Consider the following 26254-nt stretch of genomic DNA (forward strand, 5'->3'; position numbering starts at 1 on the left):
AATGTGGGAGGGGGCAAGCCCTCTCCCACACGGGTATTGCACATTGGATCTGGCGTTGTTGCTTAGCGACGCACTTCTGCCGCGTTCGGACGGTTCTTCAGGTTCTTGTCGGCCTTGTAGCGCAACGCCACATCCGGCACCGAGCCGCTCTTGCCGGTCTCTACCCAATTACGAATACGGCTGGCATCGGCAAAGTGGGTGAATTTGCCAAAGGCATCCAGGATTACCAGCGACACCGGGCGGTTGCCCATGCTCGTCACCAGCACCAGGCAATGACCGGCCTGGTTGGTGAAGCCGGTCTTGGTCAGCTTGATATCCCAGTTGGCGCGGTTGATCAGGTGGTCGGTGTTGGAGAAGCCCAAGGTGTAGTTGGGCTTGCGGAACGACACGGTCTTTTCCTTGGTGGTGCTCAGTTGGCTGAGCAACGGATAGTGTCGCGCGGCGGCCAGCAGTTTGCTCAGGTCGCGGGCGGTGGAGACGTTGTGGATGGACAAACCGGTGGGTTCGACATAGTGCGTGCTGGTCATGCCCAAGGCCTTGGCCTTGGCGTTCATCGCGGCGATGAACGCGGCGTAACCGCCCGGATAGTGGTGGGCCAGGCTCGCCGCGGCGCGGTTTTCCGAAGACATCAGGGCGATCAGCAGCATTTCCTTGCGGGGCATCTGGCTGCCGATCTTCACGCGGGAGAACACGCCTTTCATCTCTGGCGTGTCGGTGATGTTGATGTCGATGTACTCGTCCATGTTCTGCTTGGCTTCCAGCACGATCAGGCCGGTCATCAATTTGCTTACCGAGGCGATGGGCACCACCACGTCAGGGTTGCTGGAATAGATCACCTTGTTGGTCTGCAGGTCGACCAGCATGGCGCTGCCGGACGCAATTTGCAGTTTGGAGGTGTCACGCGGCGCCTGGGTGGTTTCGGCGGCGTGCGTGAAGTTGCCTGTGAAAGCGAAAAACAGGCTGATGATAGAGAGACGAATTTTCACGCGGATGAACTCGCTAAAAAGTAAGGAAATACCGTTCAGGAACGGTTTTTTGATAAATGCCGTTACATTTTAGGAGTATGGACGAGAGACTGTCGAATGTTCTTCTAAAACCAGACGAAAGTACTTAAAAACTAAGAAAAAACAGGGTTTATCACGGGCAATAAAAAGCCCTGCGATAAGGCAGGGCTTTTTCAGTACGCCTGGTTATTAATCGTGCAGGGTTTCTGCGGCGTACAGGGTGTTTTCCAGCAGGCAGGCACGGGTCATCGGGCCGACACCGCCGGGTACTGGGGTAATCCAGCCGGCACGGGGCAGGGCGGTCTCGTACACCACGTCGCCGACCAGCTTGCCGTCTTCCTGGCGGTTGATGCCCACGTCGATGACGATGGCGCCTTCCTTGATCCACTCACCCTTGACCAGCCCCGGCTTGCCGGCGGCGACTACCACCAGGTCGGCGCGGCCGACGTGGCCGGCGAGGTCCTTGGTGAAGCGGTGGGTGACGGTCACGGTGCAGCCGGCCAGCAGCAACTCCATGGCCATCGGGCGACCCACGATGTTGGACGCGCCGACAACCACGGCGTCGAGTCCGTACAGGTCGACGCCGGTGCTTTCCAGCAGGGTCATGATGCCTTTCGGGGTGCACGGGCGCAGCAGCGGGATACGCTGGGCCAGGCGGCCGACATTATAAGGGTGGAAACCGTCGACATCTTTGTCCGGGCGAATGCGCTCCAGCAATTTGGAGGCGTCCAGATGTTCGGGCAGCGGCAGCTGGAGCAGGATGCCGTCCATCTTCGGGTCTTCGTTGAGGCCATCGATCAGGTCCGTAAGGGCCTGCTGGGTGGTCTCGGAAGGCAAGTCGTAGGCCTTGGAAATAAAGCCGACCTCTTCACAGTCTTTACGCTTGTGCGAGACATAAACCTGAGAGGCAGGATCGCTGCCGACCAGGATCACCGCGAGGCCGGGCGTGCGCAGGCCTTGCTGGCTACGCTCGGTGACGCGTTTGGCGATCTGCTGGCGCAGGCTGGCGGCGATTGATTTGCCGTCGATAAGTTGTGCAGTCATTACGCGTGATTAACCATCGAGAGGGGGAAGAAAAGTGCGCGCATTCTCGCATGCCAGGACGTGAGGGCAAAGGCGCTTGGTCTGCAAATTGCCCTAACTCCTTAAATAAAATCAGTTTTTTTCAAAAAAGATTTGACGGGTTTCGGGGGCATCTATACTATTCGTCGCACTTGTCGGGCACAGCCTAGCACTGGTTAAGAAGGTCGGGCGGAATAGATGATTGTTCTGCAAGGCTGGAAGCACTTAGTTTGTAATCCTCCAAGAGTACAGATTAATAAGGCGCCCGTAGCTCAGCTGGATAGAGCATCCGCCTTCTAAGCGGATGGTCGCAGGTTCGAGTCCTGCCGGGTGCGCCATTAGGCAGCTTTGGCACAAGTAGCGTTAGATGGTGGGCGTAGCTCAGTTGGTAGAGCACGGGATTGTGACTCCCGTTGTCGAGGGTTCGATCCCCTTCGTCCACCCCATATTTTGAAAAGGCGCCAGATTAATCGTCTGGCGCCTTTGCTTTAAGAGCTTCAAGCGCGGATGTGGTGGAATTGGTAGACACACTGGATTTAGGTTCCAGCGCCGCGAGGCGTAAGAGTTCGAGTCTCTTCATCCGCACCAATTAAAGCTTGGCCCCGTTGAAAGACAGGGTAAAGCTCGACAAAGAAGTAGTTTGGTTTCTTTGTTAACGCAATATGGTGGGCGTAGCTCAGTTGGTAGAGCACGGGATTGTGACTCCCGTTGTCGAGGGTTCGATCCCCTTCGTCCACCCCATATTCGAAAGGCGCCAGATTTAACAGTCTGGCGCCTTTTTTGGTTTTAGCGGTTCGAATATTCCGCGGCTGCAGGTACTGGGTCGCAATGGCAGGGCGTTTCGTCGTATTTATGTATCTCGATGATGCCGCACTGCCTGCCAGCCCTGTGTGTGGGTTGGCCGTCGGGGTGATGGATGACGACTTCTTCTATATATAGAAGGGGCGGCGCAGAGCCCTGGCGTGATGGGCTGTATTTGTCACCGGGGCGAGGTGCATCAGTGCCTTCGTACCGATAAATTGCCGGCTGTTTTCGGGCGTATTTCCAGTAGGGTGACTTCTTGAGTTTGACCCACTAGAATGCATGCCCTTGATTGGGGTCGGAAATGGCCGGCTAACGTCTGTGCAACGAGGAATATCCATGCAAGTTTCTGTTGAAAATACTACTGCTCTCGAGCGTCGCCTGAGCATCACCGTGCCGGCTGAGCGTATCGAGACTGCGGTCAACAAGCGTCTGCAGCAGACTGCCCAAAAGGCCAAGATCGCTGGTTTCCGTCCAGGCAAAGTGCCAATGAGCGAAATTAAGCGCCGTTTTGGTGCCGATGCGCGCCAGGAAGCTGTCGGTGACGTGATCCAGGCTTCCTTCTACGAAGCGGTCGTTGAGCAAAAGCTGAATCCGGCGGGTTCGCCGTCGATCGAGCCTAAGTCCCTGGAAGCGGGCAAGGACCTGGAATACGTTGCCGTATTCGAAGTGTTCCCTGAATTTGAAGTGGCCGGTTTCGACGGTATCGCCATCGAGCGCCTGAGCGCCGAAGTGGCTGATTCGGACCTGGACAACATGCTGGAAATCCTGCGCAAGCAGAACACTCGTTTCGAAGTGGCCGAACGTGCTGCCCAGAACGAAGACCAGCTGAACATCGATTTCGTTGGCAAGGTTGACGGCGAAGCGTTCGCCGGCGGCTCCGCCAAGGGCACTCAGCTGGTGCTGGGTTCCAACCGCATGATCCCTGGTTTCGAAGACGGCCTGGTTGGCGCCAAAGCCGGCGAAGAGCGCGTACTGAACCTGGAATTCCCTGCTGACTACCAGAACCTGGACCTGGCTGGCAAAGCCGCCGAGTTCACCGTGACCGTCAACAGTGTTTCCGAGCCTAAGCTGCCAGAGCTGAACGAAGAGTTCTTCGCTCAATTCGGTATCAAGGAAACCGGTATCGAAGGCTTCCGCACCGAAGTTCGCAAGAACATGGAGCGCGAGCTGCGTCAGGCCATCAAGTCCAAGGTCAAGAACCAGGTCATGGACGGTCTGCTGGCCGCCAACCCGATCGAAGTGCCTAAGGCCCTGCTGTCCAACGAAGTGGATCGCCTGCGCGTACAAGCTGTTCAGCAGTTTGGTGGCAACATCAAGCCTGACCAACTGCCGGCCGAGCTGTTCGAAGAGCAAGCCAAGCGCCGCGTTGTGCTGGGCCTGATCGTGGCTGAAGTGGTCAAGCAGTTCGACCTCAAGCCTGACGAAGACCGCGTTCGCGAAATGATCCAGGAAATGGCTTCGGCCTACCAGGAACCTGAGCAGGTCGTGGCTTGGTACTACAAGAACGATCAGCAGCTGAACGAAGTGCGTTCGGTTGTGCTGGAAGAACAAGTTGTGGATACTGTTCTGCAGAAGGCTAAGGTGACCGATAAAGCGGTCTCTTACGAAGAAGCAGTCAAACCGGCGGAAGCAGCACAAGCCGACTGATTGTCCAACTCGTTGGAAATTCAACCATAAGCCAGCCTCGCGCTGGCTTATGCGTTTTCAAGACATGACTATTTGGGAGTAACTGCAGAGCATGTTCCGTAATTCCTATATTCAGCAGAACTCTGATATCCAGGCCGCTGGCGGCCTGGTCCCGATGGTTGTCGAGCAGTCCGCTCGTGGCGAACGCGCCTACGACATCTACTCGCGCCTGCTCAAGGAGCGAGTGATCTTTCTGGTGGGCCCGGTAGAGGACTACATGGCCAACCTGATCTGTGCGCAGCTGCTGTTCCTTGAAGCGGAAAACCCGGACAAGGACATCCATCTCTACATCAACTCCCCAGGCGGTTCGGTGACAGCTGGCATGTCGATCTACGACACCATGCAGTTCATCAAGCCGAATGTATCGACCACCTGTATCGGTCAGGCCTGCAGCATGGGCGCATTCCTGTTGACCGCAGGTGCTGAAGGCAAGCGTTTCTGCCTGCCTAACTCGCGCGTGATGATTCACCAGCCATTGGGCGGTTTCCAGGGCCAGGCGTCGGACATCGAAATCCACGCCAAGGAAATCCTGTTTATCCGTGAGCGTCTCAACACGCTGATGGCCAAGCACAGCGGGCACACCCTGGAAGAAATCGAGCGCGACACCAACCGCGACAACTTCATGAGTGCCGAGGCAGCGCGTGATTACGGGCTGATCGACGCAGTGATCGACAAGCGCCCCGCTTAATATAAGCCGCTCAAAATAGGGCTGGTCGGCATGTCCGACCACTGGCGGGCTTGAAAAAGCCCGCATAAGCCTTCATCTTGTGTTGCAAGCCTATCGGATTTGGATCGAACGAATGACTGACACCCGCAACGGCGAGGACAACGGCAAGCTGCTCTATTGCTCCTTCTGTGGCAAAAGCCAGCATGAAGTACGCAAATTGATTGCCGGCCCCTCGGTCTTTATCTGCGACGAGTGCGTCGACCTGTGCAATGACATCATCCGTGAGGAGGTGCAGGAAGCCCAGGCCGAAAGCAGCGCGCATAAATTGCCTTCGCCTAAAGAAATCAGCGGCATCCTTGATCAATACGTGATTGGTCAAGAGCGTGCAAAGAAGGTTTTGGCCGTAGCGGTGTACAACCACTACAAGCGCTTGAACCAGCGTGACAAGAAAGGCGACGAAGTTGAACTCGGCAAGAGCAACATCTTGCTGATCGGTCCTACAGGCTCGGGTAAAACCTTGCTTGCAGAAACCCTCGCTCGTCTCTTGAACGTTCCGTTCACTATCGCCGACGCCACCACCCTCACCGAGGCTGGCTACGTGGGTGAGGACGTCGAGAACATCATTCAGAAGCTGCTGCAGAAGTGCGACTACGACGTAGAGAAAGCCCAGATGGGTATTGTCTACATCGACGAAATCGACAAGATTTCGCGCAAGTCGGACAACCCGTCGATCACCCGGGACGTTTCCGGTGAAGGCGTGCAGCAAGCCCTGTTGAAACTGATCGAAGGCACGGTTGCTTCCGTACCGCCACAAGGCGGCCGCAAGCACCCGCAGCAGGAATTCCTTCAGGTTGATACGCGCAACATCCTGTTCATCTGTGGCGGTGCGTTCTCCGGTCTGGAAAAAGTTATCCAGCAACGCTCCACCCGTGGTGGCATTGGTTTCAGTGCGGAAGTGCGCAGCAAGGAAGAAGGCAAGAAGGTGGGCGAGTCCCTGCGTGAAGTCGAGCCTGACGATCTGGTCAAGTTCGGTCTGATCCCGGAATTCGTTGGCCGTCTGCCGGTCCTGGCCACGTTGGACGAATTGGATGAGGCTGCTCTGATTCAGATCCTCACCGAACCGAAAAACGCCCTGACCAAGCAATACGCCAAGTTGTTCGAGATGGAAGGTGTAGACCTCGAGTTCCGTACCGACGCGCTCAAATCGGTGGCCAAGCGGGCACTGGAGCGCAAGACCGGTGCACGTGGTCTGCGTTCGATTCTTGAAGGCGTACTGCTCGACACCATGTACGAAATCCCCTCGCAGTCCGAGGTGAGTAAAGTGGTGATCGACGAAAGCGTTATAGAAGGTAAGTCCAAGCCACTGTATATCTACGAAAACAGTGAGCCGACTGCCAAGGCTGCGCCAGACGCGTAAGCGTTTCGCAGTGTCGGTATAAACAAGGGGCCTCCAGGGGCCCCTTTGTTTTTACGAGGTTTTTACGCCAGAGCGTTTACTGCGTTTAACTGCTGGCAATAAGCTTGTTTTTTTTGCATGCAGCCCCCATCTTGGTTTCAAGCTTACTTTTCAACTGTCATAGAGGCGAAATCATGAAGACAACCATCGAATTGCCTCTCCTGCCGTTGCGTGATGTCGTCGTCTATCCGCACATGGTTATCCCGCTGTTCGTGGGGCGCGAGAAGTCTATCGAAGCCCTTGAGGCAGCGATGACGGGCGACAAGCAGATCCTGCTGTTGGCCCAAAGAAATCCTGCTGATGATGATCCGGGCGAAGAGGCCCTGTATCGCGTTGGCACCATTGCCACTGTTCTGCAATTGCTCAAACTGCCGGATGGCACCGTCAAGGTGTTGGTGGAAGGCGAGCAGCGCGGTGCGGTCGAGCGCTTCATGGAGGTGGATGGTCACCTGCGCGCCGAAGTAGCGCTGATCGACGAAGTCGAGGCCCCGGAGCGCGAGTCTGAAGTTTTTGTACGCAGCCTGCTCTCGCAATTCGAGCAGTATGTGCAGTTGGGCAAGAAAGTACCGGCTGAAGTCCTGTCGTCCCTTAACAGCATCGATGAGCCAAGCCGCCTGGTCGACACCATGGCCGCGCACATGGCGCTGAAAATCGAGCAGAAGCAAGACATCCTCGAAATCATCGACCTGCCGGCCCGTGTTGAGCATGTGCTGGCACTGCTGGATGCCGAAATCGACCTGTTGCAGGTTGAGAAACGCATCCGTGGTCGTGTGAAGAAACAAATGGAGCGCAGCCAGCGCGAGTACTACCTGAATGAGCAGATGAAGGCCATTCAGAAGGAACTCGGCGACAGCGAGGAAGGCCACAACGAAATCGAAGAGCTGAAAAAGCGTATCGATGCCGCCGGCCTGCCGAAAGACGCCCTGACCAAGGCCAACGCCGAGCTGAACAAGCTCAAGCAAATGTCGCCGATGTCGGCCGAAGCCACCGTGGTGCGCTCCTACATCGACTGGCTGGTGCAGGTGCCGTGGAAGGCCCAGACCAAGGTGCGCCTCGACCTGGCCCGCGCTGAAGACATTCTCGATGCCGACCACTATGGCCTTGAAGAAGTCAAAGAACGCATCCTCGAATACCTCGCCGTGCAAAAGCGCGTGAAAAAGATTCGCGGTCCGGTGTTGTGCCTGGTGGGTCCGCCTGGTGTGGGTAAAACCTCGCTGGCCGAGTCGATTGCCAATGCCACCAACCGTAAATTCGTGCGCATGGCCCTCGGTGGTGTACGCGATGAAGCGGAAATTCGTGGTCATCGCCGGACGTACATCGGTTCGATGCCAGGAAGATTGATTCAAAAGATGACGAAGGTGGGTGTGCGCAACCCGCTGTTCCTGCTCGATGAAATCGACAAAATGGGCAGCGACATGCGTGGCGATCCGGCCTCGGCGTTGCTCGAAGTGCTCGACCCTGAGCAGAACCACAATTTCAACGACCATTACCTGGAAGTCGACTACGACCTGTCCGACGTGATGTTCCTGTGCACCTCCAACTCCATGAACATTCCGCCGGCATTGCTGGACCGGATGGAGGTGATTCGTCTGCCGGGCTACACCGAAGACGAGAAGATCAACATCGCGGTCAAATACCTCGCGCCCAAGCAGATTTCGGCCAATGGCCTGAAGAAGGGCGAGATCGAATTCGAGGTCGAGGCGATCCGCGATATCGTGCGTTATTACACCCGCGAGGCCGGTGTACGGGGCCTGGAGCGCCAGATCGCGAAGATCTGCCGCAAGGCGGTCAAGGAACATGCGCTGGAAAAACGCTTCTCAGTGAAGGTCACGGCCGACTCCCTGGAACACTTCCTGGGCGTGCGTAAATTCCGCTATGGCCTGGCCGAGCAACAGGATCAGGTAGGGCAGGTGACGGGCCTGGCGTGGACCCAAGTGGGCGGCGAATTGCTGACCATCGAAGCCGCGGTGATCCCGGGTAAAGGCCAACTGATCAAGACCGGTTCCCTGGGTGACGTGATGGTCGAATCCATCACCGCCGCGCAGACCGTGGTGCGCAGCCGCGCCAGGAGCCTGGGGATCCCCCTGGACTTCCACGAGAAGCACGACACCCACATCCATATGCCGGAAGGGGCGACGCCTAAAGACGGCCCTAGCGCCGGCGTAGGCATGTGCACGGCGCTGGTGTCGGCATTGACCGGCATTCCGGTGCGAGCCGATGTCGCAATGACCGGGGAAATCACCCTGCGTGGCCAGGTATTGGCCATCGGTGGCCTGAAAGAGAAATTGCTTGCGGCACACCGGGGCGGTATCAAGACCGTGATCATTCCTGAAGAGAATGTTCGCGACTTGAAGGAGATTCCTGACAATATCAAGCAGGATCTTCAGATTAAACCGGTTAAATGGATTGACGAGGTCCTGCAAATTGCGCTGCAATACGCGCCGGAGCCCTTGCCGGATGTGGCTCCGGAGATAGTCGCGAAGGACGAAAAACGCGAGTCTGATTCCAAGGAACGAATTAGCACGCATTAATGTGCTGGAGCCTGGGGGCTTCCTTGACAGCTTTTTAGAGCCCTTGTTATAAAGCGGCTCTTAAGTGTCTGTAGGCCATTCAGCACTGGTTTTTGCTTTTACCAAAAAAACTTAGAATCATACTCAATAGATATATAAGGGGACTTAGAGTGAACAAGTCGGAACTGATTGATGCTATCGCTGCATCCGCTGATATCCCGAAAGCTGCTGCTGGCCGTGCGCTGGATGCAGTAATCGAATCCGTCACTGGCGCTCTGAAGGCCGGCGACTCCGTGGTACTGGTAGGCTTCGGTACTTTCTCTGTGACTGACCGCCCAGCTCGCACTGGCCGTAACCCACAGACTGGCAAAGCACTGCAAATCGCTGCTGCCAAAAAACCAGGTTTCAAAGCCGGTAAAGCCCTGAAAGAAGCCGTCAACTAAGTTTCGATCAAGCCTTTACCTACCCGGGTCGAACGCAGGTTCGACCTGGCAGCGGAGCGGCAGCTGACCCACGTATCCATCGGGTCGCCACGCCGGGGGTGTGGGTTCAAACCCCCGTCCGCTCCGCCAGTTACGAGAAGGCGCATCCTCGGATGCGCCTTTCTTCTATCCGGACTCTACCCACGCTCCACGGTTGCCTATTTTTGAAGTTCAACCGTTTCTGGGGGACGCATGCTGCAAAATATCAGGGACAATTCACAAGGCTGGATTGCCAAGACCATCATCGGGATCATCGTCGCATTGATGGCGTTCACCGGTATCGAGGCCATTTTCCAGGCTTCGGGTAATAGTAAGCAGGACGTGGCCAAGGTCAACGGTGAAGAAATCACCCAGACCGAACTGAGCCAGGCCGTCGACATGCAACGTCGCCAGCTGATGCAACAGCTGGGCAAGGATTTCGATGCTTCTCTGCTGGACGAAAAACTGCTGCGCGAAGCGGCCCTCAAAAGCCTGATCGATCGCAAGCTGTTGCTGCAAGGCGCCGCCGATTCCAAGTTTGGCTTCTCTGAAGCTGCCTTGGACCAAGTGATCCTGCAGACGCCGGAATTCCAGGTGGACGGCAAGTTCAACGCTGAACGCTTTGACCAGGTGATCCGTCAGCTGGGCTACAGCCGTCTGCAATTCCGTCAGATGCTGACCCAGGAAATGCTGATCGGCCAGGTGCGTGCAGGTATCGCCGGCAGCGGTTTCGTCACCGATTCCGAAGTGCTGGCATTCGCCCGTCTGGAAAAACAGACCCGCGACTTCGCCACCGTCAACATCAAGGCCAACCCAGCGGCGGTGAAACTCACCGATGACGAGGTCAAGGCTTACTACGACCAGCACGCCAAAGAGTTCATGACCCCTGATCAAGTGGTCATCGACTATCTGGAACTGAAGAAGTCATCCTTCTTCGACCAGGTTGCCGTGAAGGACGATGAGTTGCAGGCTGCCTATCAGAAAGAAACCGCGAACCTCGCTGAACAGCGTCGTGCCGCGCACATCCTGATTGAAGTCAACGACAAGGTCACCGACGCGCAAGCCAAGGCCAAGATCGAGGAAATCCAGGCACGCCTGGCCAAGGGTGAGAAGTTCGAAGCCCTGGCCAAGGAGTTCTCCCAGGATCCAGGTTCGGCCAGCAATGGCGGCGACCTGGGCTTTGCCGGCCCTGGCGTCTACGACCCGGACTTCGAAACGGCCTTGTACGCGTTGAACAAGGACCAGGTCTCGGCGCCGGTGCGCAGCACCTTCGGTTGGCACCTGATCAAGCTGTTGGGCGTTGAAGCACCGCAAGTGCCGACGTTTGCCAGCCTGAAAGACAAGCTGACCAAAGAGCTCAAGACCCAGCAAGTCGAGCAGCGTTTTGTCGAAGCGACCAAGCAATTGGAAGATGCGGCATTCGAAGCCTCCGACCTGGCCCAACCGGCGTCCGACCTGAAGCTGACCGTCCACACCTCTGCGCCATTTGGCCGTGAAGGTGGTGAAGGTGTTGCGGCCAACCGTGCCGTGGTCACCGCCGCGTTCAGCCCGGAAGTGTTGGATGAGGGTGCCAACAGCACTGCCATCGAACTGGACCCGGAAACCATCATCGTGCTGCGTGCCAAAGAGCACCTGAAGCCTGCGCAACTGCCGCTCGAAAGTGTTGCAGCGGCGATTCGCACCCAGATGGCCAAAGAGCGCGCCAGCGCGGCTGCCAAGACCCACGCTGATGAGTTGATCGCCAGCCTGCGTGATGGCAAGACCCCGCTGAACCAGCCGGTCGACGGCCAGGCATGGAAGGTCACTGAAGCGGCTACCCGTAGCCAGGAAACCATTGACCCGGCCGTGCTGCAAGCCCTGTTCCGCATGCCTAAGCCTGCGGCCAAGGATAAGCCGACGTTTACCACGGTGACCCTGGCTGACGGTAGCCTGGTGATCGTGCGCTTGAATGGCGTCAACGAAGCCGCTGCCCCGACGGACGAAGAAAAGGCGCAATACCGCCGCTTCCTCGCTTCCCGTGTCGGTCAGCAAGACTTCGCGGCTTACCGCAAGCAGTTGGAGACCAAGGCTGACATCAAGAAGTACTGATGTCGGTTTGAATAAAAAGCCCTCGGCCTGAAAAGTCCGGGGGTTTTTTATGTGCGCTAGACTGGGCCTTCACTGTGCGGACCAGGGAGTTTGCAGCATGTTCGATCAAGGAAGTGAGGGGGTGATGATCCGCCGCGCCAGTGTGGCGGATGCCCCGGCGGTTTTGCAGGTGTTCGACGAAGTGATTGCCTGGTTCGTGTCCATGGGCAATCACGGTCAATGGGGGACTGAGCCTTGGTCGGCTTCGCCGCGACGGGTTGCGCAAGTCACCGATGCCTGCGCGATGCCGGGTGCGTGGGTGGTTGAGGCGCGCGGCGGCCAGATCCTGGCGGCACTCGTGTTGGGCGAGCCCATGGCTTATGTGCCCGCGGCGACAGCGCCGGAGGTGTATGTGCGGCTGCTGATCGCCTCGCGGGATCAGCGTGTACGGGGTATCGGGCGGCGCCTTATGGCTTTCGCCGACGACCGTGCCCATGCTGCGGGAGTAAGGCGTTTGCGGGTGGACTGCTATGGCGGTGGGACCGGCGACCTGGTGCGGTTTTATGAGTCCTGTGGCTATGAGCGCATTTCAACGTTCGACCTGGAGGGATGGCCGGGCCAGTTGTTGGGGCGCAGCCTGTAGCGCGCCGGTTATTGCCAAAAGCATCAGCAGCACAACCACCCATGGAAATGCGCCGACGCCCCAGCCTTGTAGTAACGCGCCGCCCGCCAAACCACCGCCCGCTATGCCCAGGTTCCATACGGTCACCAGCATCGATTGCGCGGCATCTGCTGACTCGCCCGCCGACTTGGCCAGTGCCGTTTGCAGCAGCGCGGGCAGCCCGCCGAAGGCCAAACCCCAGAGTGCCACGGTGACGTAGATGACGGCTGGCAGGTCGATCCAAAACGCCAGCGCTAAGGCGATCAGGCCAAATAGGGCGCAACTGATCAGCAGCAGTGCGCGCAACCACCGATCAATCAACACGCCGGCCAGCCAGATGCTCAGCAATGCAGCGAGGCCGAACACCAGCAGCACCCGATCGATATCGGTGACAATTCCAGCCGGTACCAGCAGCGGGGCGATATAGGTATAGAGAATGTTGTGGGCCAGCACGTAGGTGAAGGTCACCCACAGCACCGGACGAATGCCTGGCAATGTCAGCACTTGATGCAGCCCCAAGCGTTTTTCGGCGCGTTCGCCGGCAAAATCCGGAAGTTGCCAGCGCGCCCAGATCAGTAGCACCAGCGTCAGCCCGGTCATGATCGCAAAACTCAGGCGCCATCCAACCGCGGCACCCAGAAAGGTGCCGGCGGGCACACCCAATGACAGCGCCAGCGGTGCACCCAGCATGGCTACCGCGATTGCCCGGCCTTGCAGGTGTGGCGCAACCATCCGGCTGGCATAACCCGCCAGCAGCGCCCAAAGTAGCCCGGCGAATACGCCGGCAAAGAAGCGCGCAACCAGGGTCAGCCCGTAGTGGCTGGACAGTGCGGTCACGCTGTTGACCAGCGCAAAGCCGCCAATGGCCACCAGCAACAAGGGGCGGCGCCGCCAGCCTCGGGTCAACAGCGTCAGCGGGATGGTGGCGAGGAGCGATCCAAGTGCATACAGCGTGACCAATTGGCCGACCAGCGCGGGCGACACGCCCAGGCCTTCGCCCATCTGCGGCAGCAGCCCGGCGGGCATGGCTTCAGTGAGAATGGTGATAAAGCCGGCGCTGGCCAAGGCCAGCAAGCCAGCCATCGGAAGTGTTTCAGGCCGGGTTGTGACTGGGGAATCGGTGAGGGAGGTCATCGTGTTCTGTCCATGCAAAAGGTCAAGCAGGAAGAGTAGGGGGCTGTGGTCGGCGGAAAAACAGGCTAAGGTTCCGAACTTATCGGACTTCGGTGTCCGCAATCTCAAAGGGCACATCATGGACAGTCTGGGCAGCCTTTCGGTATTCGTGCAGGTGGCAGAGACGCGCAGTTTCACCACCGCCGGCCGTCTGCTCGGCGTGTCGTCTTCGGCCATCGGCAAAAGCATCGCGCGGATGGAACAGCGCCTGGGGGTTCGGCTGTTTCACCGCAGTACCCGTAGCATCACCTTGACCAGCGAAGGCGCGCTGTTCCTCGAGCGTTCGCGGCGTATCCTGGCTGAGGTCGAGGCTGCCGAACGGGAACTGACGGAGGCCTGCGCCACACCCCGTGGCAAGTTACGCATCAGCGTGCCGCAAGTGCGCGGTTTGCTGATGCCGGTGCTCAGTGACTTTATGCGCGCCTACCCGGAGATCGAGCTGGATGTGGATTTCTCCGACCGTATGGTGGACGTGATCGAAGAAGGTTTTGACGCGGTGATTCGTACGGGCAAGCCGGAAGATTCACGCTTGATGGCCCGTCACCTGGGGCACTATCAGCTGGTGTTGGTGGGCACCCCGGGCTATTTCCGTGAGCATGGCACCCCGCAGCACCCGCAGCAGTTGAGCGAACATGCCTGCCTTCGCCACAAATTCTGCGCCACGGGCAAACTGGAGCCTTGGCCTTTGCACCTGGCTCCCGGTGCGTCGGAGCCCACTTTGCGCACCCCACTGGTCAGCACGACCATCGAGTCCCTCAACCATGTGGTGCTCGAAGGATTGGGAATCGCTTGCCTGCCGGATTATATGGTCAACCACGCGGTGCGTGAGGGGCGCCTGCAAAGGGTGCTGGACGACTGTATCGAGCACCGTGGCAGTTTCTGGATGTTATGGCCATCAAGTCGCCATGCCACGGCCAAAGTGCGGGTGTTTATCGATCATATGTGCGCTGGGCTTTTTCCTACGAGCGGCGTCGTGTGAGGCTGTGACGTTTTACCGACAGGAATGCGCGCGCCAAGGCCTCGTTCTGTTGCACAATACCGCCCTGACTGTTTTCCTCGGGATTTTCAATGTCGACATCATTTTACTTGCGTAGCCTTGGGGTGGCGCTGGTGTTGGCGGGCGCCGCGGGCTGCTCGTCACCCAAGACCGCTATCTATGAACATGAGAGTTTCGACGACTCCGGCACGTTTTCGCGGGATTACCCGGTCAGTGATGTCGCGGCGTGCGAGGCCGCGCGGCGTGCCCTGCTGAGCCAGGGCTACATCATCACCAGTAACGATGCGAAAGTAGTCGTGGGTAACAAGAGCTTTCAGCAGACGGGCGAGACCCATCTGCAAATCAGCTTCAACGTGGTGTGTGCCGATGATGGCAAAGGCACCAACCATTCGACGATGTTCGCCAATGCCTTGCAGGATCGCTACGCGCTGAAGAAGGTCAACAACTCCGCGAGTGTGGGGGTGGGTGTGCTGGGGTCGGTGTCGATGCCGATCGGCTCCACCGATGATTCGATGGTGAAGGTGGCAAGCGAAACCGTCTCGGCGCCGAAATTCTACGAGCGCTACTTTGCGCTGGTGGATGTGTTCCTGCCTCAGGAAGTGAAGAAGGCTGCGCATATTCCCGAGCAGCCGAAAGCTGAACTGGGGGTGCCGGAACCTAAAGTGGCACCGGCTGCCGAGAAGGTCGAGCCGGCGAAGGAGGCGAAGGAGGCGAAGGAAGAGCCTGCCGTTTCGCAACCCGTCACGCCGCCTGCCGAGGCCGCGCCGATTGCACCGCAAGCAGAGCCCGCACCCGCAGCCACCAACCCGGACCTGCCAGCGCCGACAGAAGCGATCCCGCCCCTGCCGACGCCTGCGCAGTAACTCAGACCGCTACGGGGTTCGCCTTGTCGACGTTGATCCCGTAGCGGCTGATGGCCTCACTGACTTTTTCACGGCCGATCACGCCGTCATCCGCGAGTGCCTTCAAGGCCGCCAGCGCGATGAAATGCCGGTCCACTTCGAAAAACGCCCGCAAGCTTTCACGGGTATCCGATTGCCCGAAGCCGTCCGTGCCCAGCGCCACAAAGCGCCGGTTGGGGACAAAGGGGCGAATCTGATCGGCGAAGAGTTTCATGTAGTCCGTCGCCACCACCACCGGCCCCGTTTGCCCGGCCAGGCATTGCTCCACGTAGCTCACCCGTGGCTCGCTCTGCGGGTGCAGCAGGTTCCAGCGTTCCACCTCATGCCCGTCACGGCGCAATTCGGTGAGGCTGGTGGTGCTCCACACGGCGCTTTGCACGCCGAAGTCCTTCTCCAGCAGCTCCGCCGCCGCGATCACTTCGCGCAGGATTGAGCCACTGCCCATCAGTTGCACCTGGGCCTGTTGGCTGGCCTTGAGCCGGTACATGCCCTTGAGAATGCCGTCTTCCACACCTTCGGGCATTGCCGGGTGCGGGTAGTTTTCGTTGAGCAGGGTGATGTAGTAATAAATGTCCTCCTGCTGCACATACATCCGCCGCATACCTTCGCGAATAATGACCGCCAGCTCGTAGGCAAACGTCGGGTCGTAAGACACGCAGCACGGAATCACCGACGACAGGATATGGCTGTGCCCATCGTCATGCTGCAAGCCTTCACCCATCAGCGTGGTGCGCCCGGCCGTGGCCCCCAGCAGGAAGCCGCGCGCCCGCGCGTCACCGGCCGCCCAGGCGAGGTCGCCGACCCGCTGGAAGCCGAACATCGAATAGAAGATATAGAACGGCACCGTCATCAGGCCGTGATTGCTGTAGGACGTACTCGCCGCAATCCACGAGGAAATGGCGCCGGATTCATTCAGGCCTTCCTGCATGATCTGTCCGTCCTTGCTTTCCTTGTAGTAGCTCAATTGCCCTGCGTCCTGTGGGGTGTAGAGCTGGCCTACGGCGGAGTGGATGCCGATCTGTCGGAACAGGCTCTCCATACCGAAGGTGCGCGACTCATCCGGCACAATCGGTACGATCAGTTTGCCCAGGTGCGGGTCCTTGAGCAGGGTGCCGAGGATGCGCACAAACGCCATGGTGGTGGAGATCGCGCGCTCGCCGGTGTCCTTGAGTTGGGTGGCGAAGGCGGACAGTTCGGGAACCTGCAGGGGCTCGACCGCACTGTGGCGCGCCGGTACGTAGCCGCCCAGGGCCTGGCGGCGTGCGGCGAAGTAGCGGGCTTCTTCGCTGTCGGCTGCGGGCTTGAGGTAGGGAATGTCGGCGAGCTGCTCGTCAGCGACTTCCAGGCCAAAGCGATCGCGGAAAGCCCTTACCGCATCAGCGCCCATTTTCTTCAATTGATGGTTGATGTTCTGGCCTTCGCCGGCCTCACCCATCCCAAAGCCCTTGACGGTTTTCGCCAGGATCACCGTAGGCTGTCCACTGTGACGCACGGCAGCGGCGTAGGCGTTGTAGACCTTGTCCGGGTCATGCCCGCCCCGTGAGAGTTTCCAGATGTCGTCGTCGGACATGTCCGCAACCAGCGCCAGCAATTCTGGGTATTTGCCGAAGAAATGTTCGCGCACGTAAGCGCCGTTCTGTGATTTGTAATTCTGATAGTCGCCGTCCACGCATTCCATCATGCGTTGGCGCAGCAGCCCGCTTTGGTCTTTCTCCAGCAGCGCGTCCCAGCCACCGCCCCAGATCACTTTGATCACGTTCCAGCCGGCGGCGCGGTACAGGCTTTCGAACTCCTGGATCACCTTGGCATTGCCGCGCACCGGGCCGTCCAGGCGCTGCAGGTTGCAGTTGACCACGAAGATCAGGTTGTCGAGTTTCTCGCGCCCGGCCAGGGAGATGGACGCCAGGGATTCCGGCTGGTCCATTTCGCCATCACCGAGAAATGCCCAGACCTTGCGGCCCAGGTGTTGCTTGAGGCCGCGCAGTTCCAGGTAACGCATAAAGCGCGCCTGGTAGGCGGCGGTGATCGGGCCAAGGCCCATGGACACCGTGGGAAATTGCCAGAAGTCCGGCATCAGTCGTGGGTGCGGGTAGGACGAGATACCGTCGCCACCGGCCTCGCGGCGGAAGTTGTCGAGCTGCGCTTCGCTGATGCGGCCCTCGAGGTAGGCGCGACCATAGATGCCGGGAGAGGAGTGGCCCTGGATGTAGACCAGGTCTCCGTCAAAGCTGTCGGTACGGCCACGGAAGAAGTGGTCGAAGCCTACGTCGTACAACACCGCGGCTGACGCATAGGTCGCAATATGCCCACCGACACCTGAATGTTTGCCTGCACGCAATACCATCGCCATGGCATTCCAGCGGATAAACGCATTGGTACGGCGTTCGATGGCCAGGTTGCCGGGGTAGGGCAACTGACGGTCCACCGGGATTGTATTGACGTAGGGCGTGGTCACCCGCCCGTAGAAGTCGCCATGCCGCGCCACGTCGAAATCCAGCAACTGATCGATCAGGTAATGCGCGCGCGGGCGACCTTCGGTGGACAGCACCGATTCGATGGACTCCAGCCACTCGCGGGTTTCCTGCGGATCGTCGTCGCGTCTGACTGCGTTGTTCGGGGTCATGTGAGGCTCCAGGGTAGGCAGATTTCAAGTGGCGGGCTCCTTGTGGGAGTGCCGACAAAGTAATTGCAATTGCAACTACATGATCGAATCTAGCGCGGGATGAGCTACTATTGCAACCTTCTTGAAATTCCCCGGATGGTGTTGCATGTCGTCGAAAGAGCCGGATGTATGGTTCCGTTTTGTCAGGGCTCACAGGACGGTGATCCGTGAAATCGAGCGGCGCCTGGCAGCGGCGGACCTGCCGCCGTATGCCTGGTACGACGCGTTGTGGGGCCTGGAAAGCGGCCCCGACGGCACCCGCCGCATGCACGAATTGGCCGATGTGCTGGCCATCGAGCGCTACAACCTCACGCGCTTGGTCGACCGTCTGGAAAAGGACGGCCTGGTGGTGCGTTCCCGCTCCGACGGCGATGGCCGCGCGGCGTTTGCCTCGATCACCGATGCCGGCCGGGTGCTGCGTAAAAAGATGTGGAAGATCTACGAAAGCACGGTGGATGAGTTGTTTCTGTCTCAGCTCGAGCCGGAGCAGCGCCAGGGGTTTGCGGATGCGCTGGAACGCACGGCGGGGCTGGCGATGGACGCAGGCGTGCAGACCCGCAGCCGCCGCAAAGTCTGAGAAACATGGAGTTCAAATGGGGCGCGGGCTTGTTGTGGTGAGCAGGCCTGTTGTGGTGAGCAGGCTTGCTGTGGTGGGCAGGCTTGCTGTGGTGAGCAGGCTTGCTGTGGTGAGCAGGCTTGCTGTGGTGAGCAGGCTTGCCCTGCGCTGGGCTGCGAAGCAGCCCCTGGGATCGTCGGTGAACCCGTCGGGGGACAAGCCCCACTCACCACAACAAACCCGCTCCCACATTTTTTGATCGCATTCCAGTTCATTTCAGGACGTACCGCTTGATGCCTTTTTCCACTAGCAGGGCATCAATCCGCCCCTCATCCGCCAACGCCCTGAGCGCCGACACCACAATCCAATACCGACTCGGCGCCGCCGTCTGCACCGAGCCCGCCCCCAATGCCACGAACCGCGCCTGCACGTGCCCCGCCAACTGATCGACAATCGCCTGCGGATAGCCGGTCACCGCAATCACCGGCGCTGCATTCCCCGCCAGGCAATCACGCAAATGGCAACTGCGCCTGGGCGCCTCGGGATGCAGGCGATTCCAGCGTTCAGCGGTCGCTGCCTCGCGGGCCAGCCGTGTGTAGCTGGGGCAACTCCAGAGTTGCGCGGTGATATTCCAGTCCTGTTCCAACAAGCGCTTGGCCTGCACGACCTCTTCCAGCGCGCGGCCTGCGCCGAGCAGTCGCACATCCCCTGGCGTGTCCTGCTGGAGCGGGTACATACCCTTGAGCGCAGCTTCACGGTCCTGCTCATTCAGGGCCGCTGTATTGTCATGATCATGCAGGGCCAGGTAGTAAAAACCAGGCTTGCCGTCGACATACAGCGTACGCAGCGCCGCCAGCACAATCGCTTGGGCTTCGTCCCCCGAGGCCGGGTCATACGGTGTGCAGCGCGGATGAGTGGCCAGCCACAACGGCAAGGACGGCTGCGCACCTTTGGGCCAACGGGAGGGCTGGTTTTCAATGTCGTTGCACAGGATGCCGCGCTGTTGGGTGACGTCCGACAGCGCGCTCAGCTGTGCGGAGGATTGCGCACTGTGCAGGTACAACAAAGGTTTTTCCGCCGTATTACGGGCGAACCAGCCGGGCCAGTGACCCGCGCGGCGTGAGCGTGACTGGCCGCGGATCACCCAGGCGTGTCGGCTGAATTCGAGGGTGTCGGCCATGCGTGTCACGGTGTACAGCGGTGAACGGCTGGCGGCGGCAGCAGTGCTCAAGGCGTCGATACAGAGCTGCGCGGCGTTTACGGTAGCGGCGGTCATGGAGAGGGTCACCTGGCGACGAATGCCATTACCCTAATGGAAATTCGCATGTGGTTGCAATTGCAATGATTGCAATAGTTCTTCAAAGCCCAGGTGCTAAATCCCTGTAACGCTGCTACGTTTAATCCTTGAGTGCAGGAACGTCATGGTGCAGACATTTTTTCGTCATGACGGCACTTTAGGCTGGCTGTGCAGGTCATTAATCAGCAGCCGCTTTTAATTCAACAAGGAGTCCACCATGGACGATTACCAGGAAGAACTGCTCGAGTACCGCGCGATTGAGTTGGACCCGCTGGAACCCGCAGACGATGCGACAGAGCTGTAAGACCGGCTTCAGGCGGAATGCCGCTGACTGCGGCGAAATTCCCCTGGGGTCTGGTTGTTCCACCGCCTGAAGGCTCGTTGAAACGCCTGGGCCGAGGCAAAACCGAGCAAGTAGGCGATCTCGCCGAACGCCAGTTCCGTATCGCGAATGTAGGTCATGGCTAGGTCGCGGCGGGTATCGTTGAGAATCGCGCGGAACTGAGTGCCTTCTTCGGCCAGTTTGCGGCGCAACGTCCAGGTCGGCAGCTTCAGGCGTGCCGCCACTTCTTCCAGGTCGGGTTCCCGGCCGCCATTGAGCATCGGCCCGAGCAACCGGGTAATGCGCTCGCGCAGGCTGCGGGTGCGGGTCAACTGTTCCAATTCCCTTTCACACAGCTGTAACAGCAATTGCCAGGTGCTCGGGCAGTGTTGCGGATTGCGCAGCGCCAGGGTGTGCTGGTTGAGGCGCAGTTGATTGGCGTCGGCACCGAAGTGAACGTCGCCAAGCGCGTTGTAGTGTTCGCTGTACTCCGGCGCTTCGAACTCGATATCGATGCGCTGCGCCTGCACCGGTTGCTGGGCCAGGCTGGACAATTGATGCAGCCAGCCGGCGATGATCGAGTCCACTACAAAGCGGTTGTAGGCGTTGTAGGGGCTGATGGAATAGAAGCGCAGCCAGGCGCCTTCGGCATCTTCGACAAAGCTCGACTGCCCACGATAATTGGAGCCGTACAGTGCTTCGAAGCGCGTCAGCGCACGCGCCGCCTCGCGCACGTTGGGCGCCTGGGCGGCGGTGACGCCCGCCAGCCCGGCCTGGCTCAAGCGGCTGAGCTGACCCATGCGCAGGCCCAGGCCTGGGTCGCCAGTGAGTTGAATGGCCGCATGGCCCAGGCGCATGTAGCGCGGGATCGACAAGCGGGCACCGGCCTCGGCGAGGCGCGCCGGGTCGAGTCCGTATTGCAGCAACAGCGGCTGCGGGTCCAGGCCATGGCTGTGGATGGCATCGGCCAAGGTGTGCACGAAGCCCACCGACAGATCCCCCAGCCGTACCGGTTTCACAACCAGATATTCAACAGGCGCGCGCCACGGGCTTCGCCATCGGCGCTGACCTGTCCATTGCTGCTGAGAAAGCTGTGCCCGGCGGTGCCCAAGTCCCAGAACTGCCCGCGCAGGAACACGCTCATGCCGGCGCTGGCCTGGCTGACCGGTTGTTGGCTGATCAGCGTAAGGCGGTGCCAGGCTTGGCCCTCACTGAGTTCTTCGGGCTTGAGGCTGATTTCGGTCGGGGTGGACACGCTTTTGAAGCCGCGCCAAGGGCGGTCCCAGGTATCGCGGCCGAGCACAAAGGCCGGCACCGCGATCAGCTGCGCGCCTTGTTCGTTGAGTTTGCGGTAGTTGTCCGGGTACCAACTGTCGCTGCCCACCAGCACCCCCAGGCGCCCGGCCGGGGTGTCGACCACGCTGACGATGTTTTCGTCACCGGGCTCGATAAAGCCGCGTTCATCGTAGATCGGGTAGAGCTGGCGCTGCGGCTGGCCCACCGGCAAGCCGTCTGCGTTGAAGACCAGGCTGGCGTTGTACAGCGCGCCATGGCCGACCTGCAGCTGCCCCTGGCTGACACTCGGGTTGGGCAGGGTGATGGAACCGGCCACCAGCGTGACGCCGAATTCCTTGGCCAGGCCGCCGAACACCAACTGATAGTCCCGTGCCATGCCGGAGGCTTTCATGCGCAGGTAGGCGTCGTCTGTGCGGTTGTCGCCCGTCGCGCTGATCCAGGCGCGCGCGAACAGCAGCGGGTTGCTGACCGACAGCCAATTCATCGCATCCTTCACGTGGAGCGCCTGGTACACCTCGTTCTTTTCGCCGGTGAGCATCAGCCAGGTGCCGATATGTTCAGGCAGCACCACGATGGTCTTGTCGTTGATCAGCCCCTGATCGCGGGCTTTTTGCAGGTAGGCCGCGAGCTTCAGGTGCAGGCGTTCCAGGCTCTGGTAGTCGGCGGGAAACAGCTCCGGCTGGATGCCCAGCAAGTTGCCCCGGTCGGCGGGCAGGCCTTCGTTGACGGCGAGGGTGATACGCAGGTCCGACAGGTAATGCGCCACGGGGCGCTCCTGGGTCCAGACCAGATACGCGGCGACGGCGGCGACCAGGGCCATGGTGACGGTAAAAGCTAGAAGTTTACGCATGGGGGAACAGACAACAGACCGTGTGCAGGGCGTGGGTAATCACTCATTATGAGATTTTGCCCGACGGCATATCAATCAGTTACGGCTAATCTTTCAGATTAAGTGAGTTTTTTTTTGCAGCTACTCTGACTTTCTCGCCGAACTTGAGCTTCACTTATGGAATTCGCAGTGATTACGGGATCTCAAATGACACAAGCTTCAGAAGCCCTCGCACGCAGTTGTTGCCTAAGGCTCATCGCCTCTCGATAGGCCGACTTTTCGGTCCAGTGCCTCACGCAACCAAAGTCGCCGGTTGCTTTTTGAAGTGGAAAAGGCGCTACAGCCAAAACAACCGATGCTCAGTACGGGAAATATTCAGCGCCCAGTTCTGTGCCCAAACGCTCTTTAAAAGCTGAAGAAAGTTTGTTTACCGCGCTCAACGGACCGTGGTGAACGCCAACGGCGACGATTTCTCCTTCCAAGCCTCGTGTCAGTGTCACCACACCGTGCACGGCGACGTTGCCGAACGCCTGCGCCTCATATTCGAACAGTTCCCGATTCCCGAAGCTGGCACTGAAGGTAACCGAGTGAGTCTCATACAGCGCGCCAGCGGCCTGTATGACTTTGATGATCGCATCCCTCCCTACGACCGTACGTTCGAGTACTGACGAAATCATGGTCGCGTCGGTCGCTAACTGGTTTAACCACGGGGGGAGTTAGCGACGGGTTGGATGGCGCGCTCATGGTGTGACCCTCAGCACGACCTTGCCCGATGTGCTTCCTTGCTCCACCAGCGCATGCGCCTGTGCGCCTTCGCTAAGTGGCAATTCGTGGCTAACGTGTGGCGTCAATTGGCCGGACCCCACCCACGCCGCCAACTGTTGCAGACCCGCTCCATCTGGCTCTACCGCAACGCTAGAAAAGCGCAATCCGGAAGCAGCCGCCAACGCGGGCATGTGAGCATGACTGAGGCCCATTGACGTCACTACGATGCCGTTCGGCTTGAGCACCGACAACGAACGCTCGGCATACCCATTGCCAACGGTATCGAACACCAAAGCATGCCCTCAGATGTGCCCCCAATGTAGCAATCCACTGGAAGTGAATGGAGCTCCATGGTTTGTGGAGGGGCAAAAATGATCAGATGAACAGCCAGCCCGACGAGGCCTAAAGACTCCCAGGATAGCCAAAAAACATTTTTACTAGGCTCTAAAGCGGTATTTACAGCCAGAAAAAATAGAATCATGCCCCCATTTTTGCCCCCATTTGCACTGGGTGTGCGAGCGATCGCGAGTGGCGATTTATGACATGGATCTGGGTGGCAGTGGCTGGTATTCAGTGCGCCTCCGGATACTGGATGAGCAACCCGAATGTGGCAGGTCCGTGGTCGTTCGGAAACTGCCGACACAGCGGGCAAGTGAGATTGGGGAGTTGTTGCCACACGATTGGAGCCACCCTTGATAGCCCAGATATGTAAGGATGCTTTCATCACACGGATGGAAAAAAGGAAGATGCCATGGACGCAGTAATCCGGCTTGCCAAACTTGCCGATATCGATGCGATTTTTAAGATTCGAACCAGTGTTCGGGAAAATCACTTATCTCAAGATCAGTTAACGGAGATAGGCATAACGCCTGAAGCTATAAGTCAGGCAATTTCAGAGAATCCGTGCGCTTGGGTCGCGGAGGTCAGTGGCGTTCCAGTCGGTTTTTCGATGGTCGATATTGAAGATGGTTGCGTATTCGCGGTCTTCGTCTTGCCGGAATTCGAAGGGTACGGGTTGGGGCGCAATCTGATGCACAAAGCAGAGTCTTTTCTATTTCAACGCCATCAGAAGATATGGTTAGAAACCGCTGAAGCAAGCCGTGCGAGCGGATTCTATAGAAGCCTTGGCTGGCAGCCCGTGAAGAACCTACCGGAAGGTGACATTCGTTTTGAGAAGCAACTGAAGTAAAGCGAGAATAAAGGTATCGAGACGGTTAGATGGGCGCCCGGCCAATTGCGCAAGGTGTGTTTGGCGGACGCTTACGAAGCAGCAACAGGCCATCGCCCAATCGACCCTGGTAATCCACCGTCCCACGGCTGGGCGTAAAGGTGCAGGCCATCGACGACGTGCTTTACGACGCCTTCGGTCAGCGACAGATTGCGATAATTTTTACCCAGCTTGATCAGAACCACGTGTTCCTTGAACTCGACCCGAGCTGGTAAACATCCGCCGCCACTCTTGAACATTTGTTTGTCCGCGCAAGTTCCGGCGCCATGGTGCCACTGAGCCTGCTGGCCAGCGTCAAGACCGAATAAGTGCCGATCATCATCAACCATCAGGGCGTGTTCCCGGCCATTACCCTGTCGTTCGACCTCGCGCCCGGCCATGCCCTGAGTGAAGCGGTCACGGCGATCAATCAGGCGTCCCTGGCCGTCGCAATGCCCGATACCGTGCTGGGTAGTTTCCAGGGCGCCGCTCAGGCCTTCCAGGATTCATTAAAGTCACAACCCTGGCTGATTGTCGAGGCGATCCTCACGGTTTACATCGTATTGGGTGTGCTGTACGAGAATGCTATTCACCCGTTAACCATCATATCTACCTTGCCGTCAGCTGGTTTCGGGGCACTGCTGGTATTGATGCTCTGTGGTCAGGATCTATCGGTGCTGGGGATGATCGGCATGATTTTGCTGATTGGTATCGTCAAAAAGAACGCGATCATGATCGTCGACTTCACGTTGCAGGCCCAGCAGCAGGGCCTGTCGCCCCGAGATGCGGTGCGCGAAGGTTACCTGTTGCGCTTGCGGCCGATTCTGATGACCTCACTGTCTGCCTTGCTGGGTGCCTTGCCGCTGGCGTTCGGGCACGGTGCCGGCTCCGAGTTGCGCCAGCCATTGGGCATCGCAATTGCCGGTGGCCTGGCGGTGTCACAGATTCTGACGCTGTACACTACGCCGGTGGTTTATCTATGGTTTGAACGCTGGCGTCGAAAAACACTGCTCGACCGCGCTGAGGTTACGTTTTGAAACCCTCAACTGCCCAAAAAACTCTGCACCCGGTCGGGGTTTTGCAATTAAAGCCATTCTGACTTGTAACAAACAACCCATAGTTAGCGGTGACGAAAGGCAGAAATCGGCCATTAGCGGACACTAAGGCCGTACGTGAAACCTGAGACGACTCATACAACGCCTTAGATCAGCCAAAGCAGAGAGTTTCTAGCACCCTAGATTAAACCCGTTGACTTGGCGGTATTGATTTCGACCCATGCAGCAAAGGCGTCAATGAATTTTTTCAAGAACTGAGTAGTTCCGTCGTCATTCAAATTTCCGCCTGGCCCCAGTAGCCTTGTCGCCCCACCGATATACGCTTCCGGCTGCTGCAAAAGTGGCATGTCCAGAAATACCATAGACTGACGTAAATGATGGTTAGCACCGAAGCCGCCGCTGGCACCGGGCGATACGCTTACGATAGCTGCGGGTTTGCCTGCCCACACAGACTCGCCGTAAGGGCGAGAACCAATATCAATGGCGTTCTTCAATACACCAGGAACTGACCTGTTGTATTCGGGAGTGAAAAACAGTACTCCATCTTTCGACGCCATATTTTGGCGAAAACGAGTCCAGGCTTCAGGGGCACTCTTACCGTTTTCTTCCAAGTCTTGGTTAAACAGATTCAGTTCATTGATCTCGACTATTTCTAATAAAAGGCTCGGTGGCGCAAGCGCGATTACTTCTTGAGCAAATAGGCGGTTCAACGACTCTTTGCGCAGGCTGCCGACAATGACGGCAATCTTTTTAGGCGACATGATGGGACCTTGATTTAAGTGGCTTTAAAGGGGGTAATCAATTTGAAAAGAACA

General features: G+C 58.5%; 23 protein-coding genes and 4 tRNA genes. 16 read left to right on the plus strand and 11 right to left on the minus strand.

The annotated features are described in order from the left end of the window. Positions 1–62: 62 nt before the first annotated feature. Together pbpG and folD are read right to left on the minus strand one after the other, a co-directional pair. Positions 63–986 carry a D-alanyl-D-alanine endopeptidase gene (gene pbpG, locus BM403_RS01840; protein WP_015884726.1) on the minus strand — a complete coding sequence of 308 codons (924 nt, stop codon included), beginning with the start codon at positions 984–986 and terminating at the stop codon, positions 63–65. Between the two features lie 207 nt (positions 987–1193). Further along, positions 1194–2048 carry a bifunctional methylenetetrahydrofolate dehydrogenase/methenyltetrahydrofolate cyclohydrolase FolD gene (gene folD, locus BM403_RS01845; protein WP_093541379.1) on the minus strand — a complete coding sequence of 285 codons (855 nt, stop codon included), beginning with the start codon at positions 2046–2048 and terminating at the stop codon, positions 1194–1196. Between the two features lie 279 nt (positions 2049–2327). On the opposite strand from folD, the gene BM403_RS01850 reads away from it, so the two are divergent. The 11 genes from BM403_RS01850 to BM403_RS01900 all read left to right on the plus strand — a co-directional run bounded on the left by BM403_RS01850 (position 2328) and on the right by BM403_RS01900 (position 12360). Further along, positions 2328–2404: transfer RNA gene (locus BM403_RS01850), tRNA-Arg, on the plus strand. 32 nt (positions 2405–2436) lie between these two features. Continuing rightward, positions 2437–2512, plus strand: a tRNA-His gene (locus BM403_RS01855). Positions 2513–2569: 57 nt separating this feature from the next. After that, positions 2570–2654: transfer RNA gene (locus BM403_RS01860), tRNA-Leu, on the plus strand. Between the two features lie 77 nt (positions 2655–2731). Continuing rightward, positions 2732–2807 (plus strand) — tRNA-His (locus BM403_RS01865). 399 nt (positions 2808–3206) lie between these two features. Next, the gene (gene tig / locus BM403_RS01870; protein WP_015884724.1) at positions 3207–4517 is read left to right on the plus strand and encodes a trigger factor; all 1311 of its coding nucleotides are present in this window, start codon (positions 3207–3209) and stop codon (positions 4515–4517) included. A gap of 91 nt (positions 4518–4608) precedes the next feature. After that, positions 4609–5244, plus strand: a complete 636-nt coding sequence (gene clpP / locus BM403_RS01875; RefSeq protein ID WP_015884723.1) for an ATP-dependent Clp endopeptidase proteolytic subunit ClpP — start codon at positions 4609–4611, stop codon at positions 5242–5244. A 112-nt stretch (positions 5245–5356) separates the two neighbouring features. Continuing rightward, positions 5357–6640, plus strand: coding sequence for an ATP-dependent Clp protease ATP-binding subunit ClpX (clpX, locus tag BM403_RS01880; RefSeq protein WP_003238279.1), 1284 nt, complete (start codon positions 5357–5359; stop codon positions 6638–6640). Positions 6641–6813: 173 nt separating this feature from the next. Next, on the plus strand, positions 6814–9210 hold the full coding sequence (gene lon, locus BM403_RS01885) for an endopeptidase La (RefSeq protein WP_015884722.1): 2397 nt from the start codon (positions 6814–6816) through the stop codon (positions 9208–9210). Between the two features lie 149 nt (positions 9211–9359). Continuing rightward, entirely contained in the window at positions 9360–9632 is a 273-nt protein-coding gene (locus BM403_RS01890) for an HU family DNA-binding protein (protein ID WP_003174819.1), read from the plus strand. A gap of 231 nt (positions 9633–9863) precedes the next feature. Continuing rightward, positions 9864–11738 (plus strand): SurA N-terminal domain-containing protein, encoded by a 1875-nt coding sequence (locus BM403_RS01895; protein WP_046035621.1) that lies wholly within the window; start codon positions 9864–9866, stop codon positions 11736–11738. Positions 11739–11835: 97 nt separating this feature from the next. After that, positions 11836–12360: a GNAT family N-acetyltransferase gene (locus tag BM403_RS01900; protein ID WP_093541382.1), complete on the plus strand. Its 525-nt coding sequence runs from the start codon at positions 11836–11838 to the stop codon at positions 12358–12360. Here the strand turns inward: BM403_RS01900 and BM403_RS01905 are convergent. Beyond that, on the minus strand, positions 12307–13512 hold the full coding sequence (locus BM403_RS01905) for an MFS transporter (protein ID WP_093541384.1): 1206 nt from the start codon (positions 13510–13512) through the stop codon (positions 12307–12309). The two genes, BM403_RS01900 and BM403_RS01905, sit on opposite strands and share 54 nt — an antisense overlap. Positions 13513–13630: 118 nt before the next feature. On the opposite strand from BM403_RS01905, the gene BM403_RS01910 reads away from it, so the two are divergent. Together BM403_RS01910 and BM403_RS01915 are read left to right on the plus strand one after the other, a co-directional pair. Next, positions 13631–14530 carry a LysR family transcriptional regulator gene (locus tag BM403_RS01910; protein ID WP_046035624.1) on the plus strand — a complete coding sequence of 300 codons (900 nt, stop codon included), beginning with the start codon at positions 13631–13633 and terminating at the stop codon, positions 14528–14530. An 89-nt stretch (positions 14531–14619) separates the two neighbouring features. Beyond that, positions 14620–15411, plus strand: a complete 792-nt coding sequence (locus BM403_RS01915) for a DUF2242 domain-containing protein (protein ID WP_093541386.1) — start codon at positions 14620–14622, stop codon at positions 15409–15411. 1 nt (position 15412) lies between these two features. On the opposite strand, the gene aceE is transcribed toward BM403_RS01915, so the two are convergent. After that, a complete protein-coding gene (aceE, locus tag BM403_RS01920; RefSeq protein WP_093541388.1) occupies positions 15413–18073 on the minus strand; it encodes a pyruvate dehydrogenase (acetyl-transferring), homodimeric type in 2661 nt (886 codons plus the stop codon). 145 nt (positions 18074–18218) lie between these two features. Between aceE and BM403_RS01925 the strand changes: the two genes are divergently transcribed. After that, positions 18219–18689: a MarR family winged helix-turn-helix transcriptional regulator gene (locus tag BM403_RS01925; RefSeq protein ID WP_015884715.1), complete on the plus strand. Its 471-nt coding sequence runs from the start codon at positions 18219–18221 to the stop codon at positions 18687–18689. A gap of 250 nt (positions 18690–18939) precedes the next feature. On the opposite strand, the gene BM403_RS01935 is transcribed toward BM403_RS01925, so the two are convergent. The 5 genes from BM403_RS01935 to BM403_RS01955 all read right to left on the minus strand — a co-directional run bounded on the left by BM403_RS01935 (position 18940) and on the right by BM403_RS01955 (position 23467). Further along, positions 18940–19944 carry a transketolase-like TK C-terminal-containing protein gene (locus BM403_RS01935; protein ID WP_043205565.1) on the minus strand — a complete coding sequence of 335 codons (1005 nt, stop codon included), beginning with the start codon at positions 19942–19944 and terminating at the stop codon, positions 18940–18942. A gap of 333 nt (positions 19945–20277) precedes the next feature. Further along, positions 20278–21306 (minus strand): AraC family transcriptional regulator, encoded by a 1029-nt coding sequence (locus BM403_RS01940; RefSeq protein ID WP_093541393.1) that lies wholly within the window; start codon positions 21304–21306, stop codon positions 20278–20280. Further along, positions 21303–22433: a carbon-nitrogen hydrolase family protein gene (locus BM403_RS01945; protein ID WP_015884712.1), complete on the minus strand. Its 1131-nt coding sequence runs from the start codon at positions 22431–22433 to the stop codon at positions 21303–21305. The genes BM403_RS01940 and BM403_RS01945 overlap by 4 nt, the downstream gene beginning before the upstream one ends. 338 nt (positions 22434–22771) lie before the next feature. After that, positions 22772–23089 (minus strand): hypothetical protein, encoded by a 318-nt coding sequence (locus BM403_RS01950; protein ID WP_056861405.1) that lies wholly within the window; start codon positions 23087–23089, stop codon positions 22772–22774. 63 nt (positions 23090–23152) lie between these two features. Further along, a complete protein-coding gene (locus BM403_RS01955; protein ID WP_236708867.1) occupies positions 23153–23467 on the minus strand; it encodes a zinc-binding dehydrogenase in 315 nt (104 codons plus the stop codon). Positions 23468–23928: 461 nt separating this feature from the next. On the opposite strand from BM403_RS01955, the gene BM403_RS01960 reads away from it, so the two are divergent. Next, positions 23929–24366, plus strand: coding sequence for a GNAT family N-acetyltransferase (locus BM403_RS01960; protein WP_056861406.1), 438 nt, complete (start codon positions 23929–23931; stop codon positions 24364–24366). 71 nt (positions 24367–24437) lie between these two features. Here the strand turns inward: BM403_RS01960 and BM403_RS32060 are convergent, their stop codons facing one another. Beyond that, positions 24438–24734 (minus strand): hypothetical protein, encoded by a 297-nt coding sequence (locus tag BM403_RS32060; protein ID WP_256577107.1) that lies wholly within the window; start codon positions 24732–24734, stop codon positions 24438–24440. On the opposite strand from BM403_RS32060, the gene BM403_RS01965 reads away from it, so the two are divergent. Further along, entirely contained in the window at positions 24714–25421 is a 708-nt protein-coding gene (locus BM403_RS01965) for an efflux RND transporter permease subunit (protein WP_256577108.1), read from the plus strand. The two genes, BM403_RS32060 and BM403_RS01965, sit on opposite strands and share 21 nt — an antisense overlap. A 197-nt stretch (positions 25422–25618) precedes the next feature. Here the strand turns inward: BM403_RS01965 and BM403_RS01970 are convergent, their stop codons facing one another. Continuing rightward, positions 25619–26200: an NADPH-dependent FMN reductase gene (locus tag BM403_RS01970; protein WP_065883890.1), complete on the minus strand. Its 582-nt coding sequence runs from the start codon at positions 26198–26200 to the stop codon at positions 25619–25621. Positions 26201–26254 lie beyond the last annotated feature (54 nt).

This window comes from Pseudomonas sp. OV546 (assembly GCF_900116845.1).
Lineage (GTDB): Bacteria > Pseudomonadota > Gammaproteobacteria > Pseudomonadales > Pseudomonadaceae > Aquipseudomonas > Aquipseudomonas petroselini.

Bases quoted from the DNA above. Each gene is read 5' to 3' on its own strand.
- folD (WP_093541379.1), bottom strand. From the start codon at position 2,048: ATGACTGCACAACTTATCGACGGCAAATCAATCGCCGCCAGCCTGCGC.
- tig (WP_015884724.1), top strand. From the start codon at position 3,207: ATGCAAGTTTCTGTTGAAAATACTACTGCTCTCGAGCGTCGCCTGAGC.
- clpP (WP_015884723.1), top strand. From the start codon at position 4,609: ATGTTCCGTAATTCCTATATTCAGCAGAACTCTGATATCCAGGCCGCT.
- clpX (WP_003238279.1), top strand. From the start codon at position 5,357: ATGACTGACACCCGCAACGGCGAGGACAACGGCAAGCTGCTCTATTGC.
- lon (WP_015884722.1), top strand. From the start codon at position 6,814: ATGAAGACAACCATCGAATTGCCTCTCCTGCCGTTGCGTGATGTCGTC.
- BM403_RS01895 (WP_046035621.1), top strand. From the start codon at position 9,864: ATGCTGCAAAATATCAGGGACAATTCACAAGGCTGGATTGCCAAGACC.
- BM403_RS01900 (WP_093541382.1), top strand. From the start codon at position 11,836: ATGTTCGATCAAGGAAGTGAGGGGGTGATGATCCGCCGCGCCAGTGTG.
- BM403_RS01905 (WP_093541384.1), bottom strand. From the start codon at position 13,512: ATGACCTCCCTCACCGATTCCCCAGTCACAACCCGGCCTGAAACACTT.
- BM403_RS01910 (WP_046035624.1), top strand. From the start codon at position 13,631: ATGGACAGTCTGGGCAGCCTTTCGGTATTCGTGCAGGTGGCAGAGACG.
- BM403_RS01915 (WP_093541386.1), top strand. From the start codon at position 14,620: ATGTCGACATCATTTTACTTGCGTAGCCTTGGGGTGGCGCTGGTGTTG.
- aceE (WP_093541388.1), bottom strand. From the start codon at position 18,073: ATGACCCCGAACAACGCAGTCAGACGCGACGACGATCCGCAGGAAACC.
- BM403_RS01925 (WP_015884715.1), top strand. From the start codon at position 18,219: ATGTCGTCGAAAGAGCCGGATGTATGGTTCCGTTTTGTCAGGGCTCAC.
- BM403_RS01935 (WP_043205565.1), bottom strand. From the start codon at position 19,944: ATGACCGCCGCTACCGTAAACGCCGCGCAGCTCTGTATCGACGCCTTG.
- BM403_RS01945 (WP_015884712.1), bottom strand. From the start codon at position 22,433: ATGCGTAAACTTCTAGCTTTTACCGTCACCATGGCCCTGGTCGCCGCC.
- BM403_RS01950 (WP_056861405.1), bottom strand. From the start codon at position 23,089: ATGATTTCGTCAGTACTCGAACGTACGGTCGTAGGGAGGGATGCGATC.
- BM403_RS01960 (WP_056861406.1), top strand. From the start codon at position 23,929: ATGGACGCAGTAATCCGGCTTGCCAAACTTGCCGATATCGATGCGATT.
- BM403_RS32060 (WP_256577107.1), bottom strand. From the start codon at position 24,734: ATGGTTGATGATGATCGGCACTTATTCGGTCTTGACGCTGGCCAGCAG.
- BM403_RS01970 (WP_065883890.1), bottom strand. From the start codon at position 26,200: ATGTCGCCTAAAAAGATTGCCGTCATTGTCGGCAGCCTGCGCAAAGAG.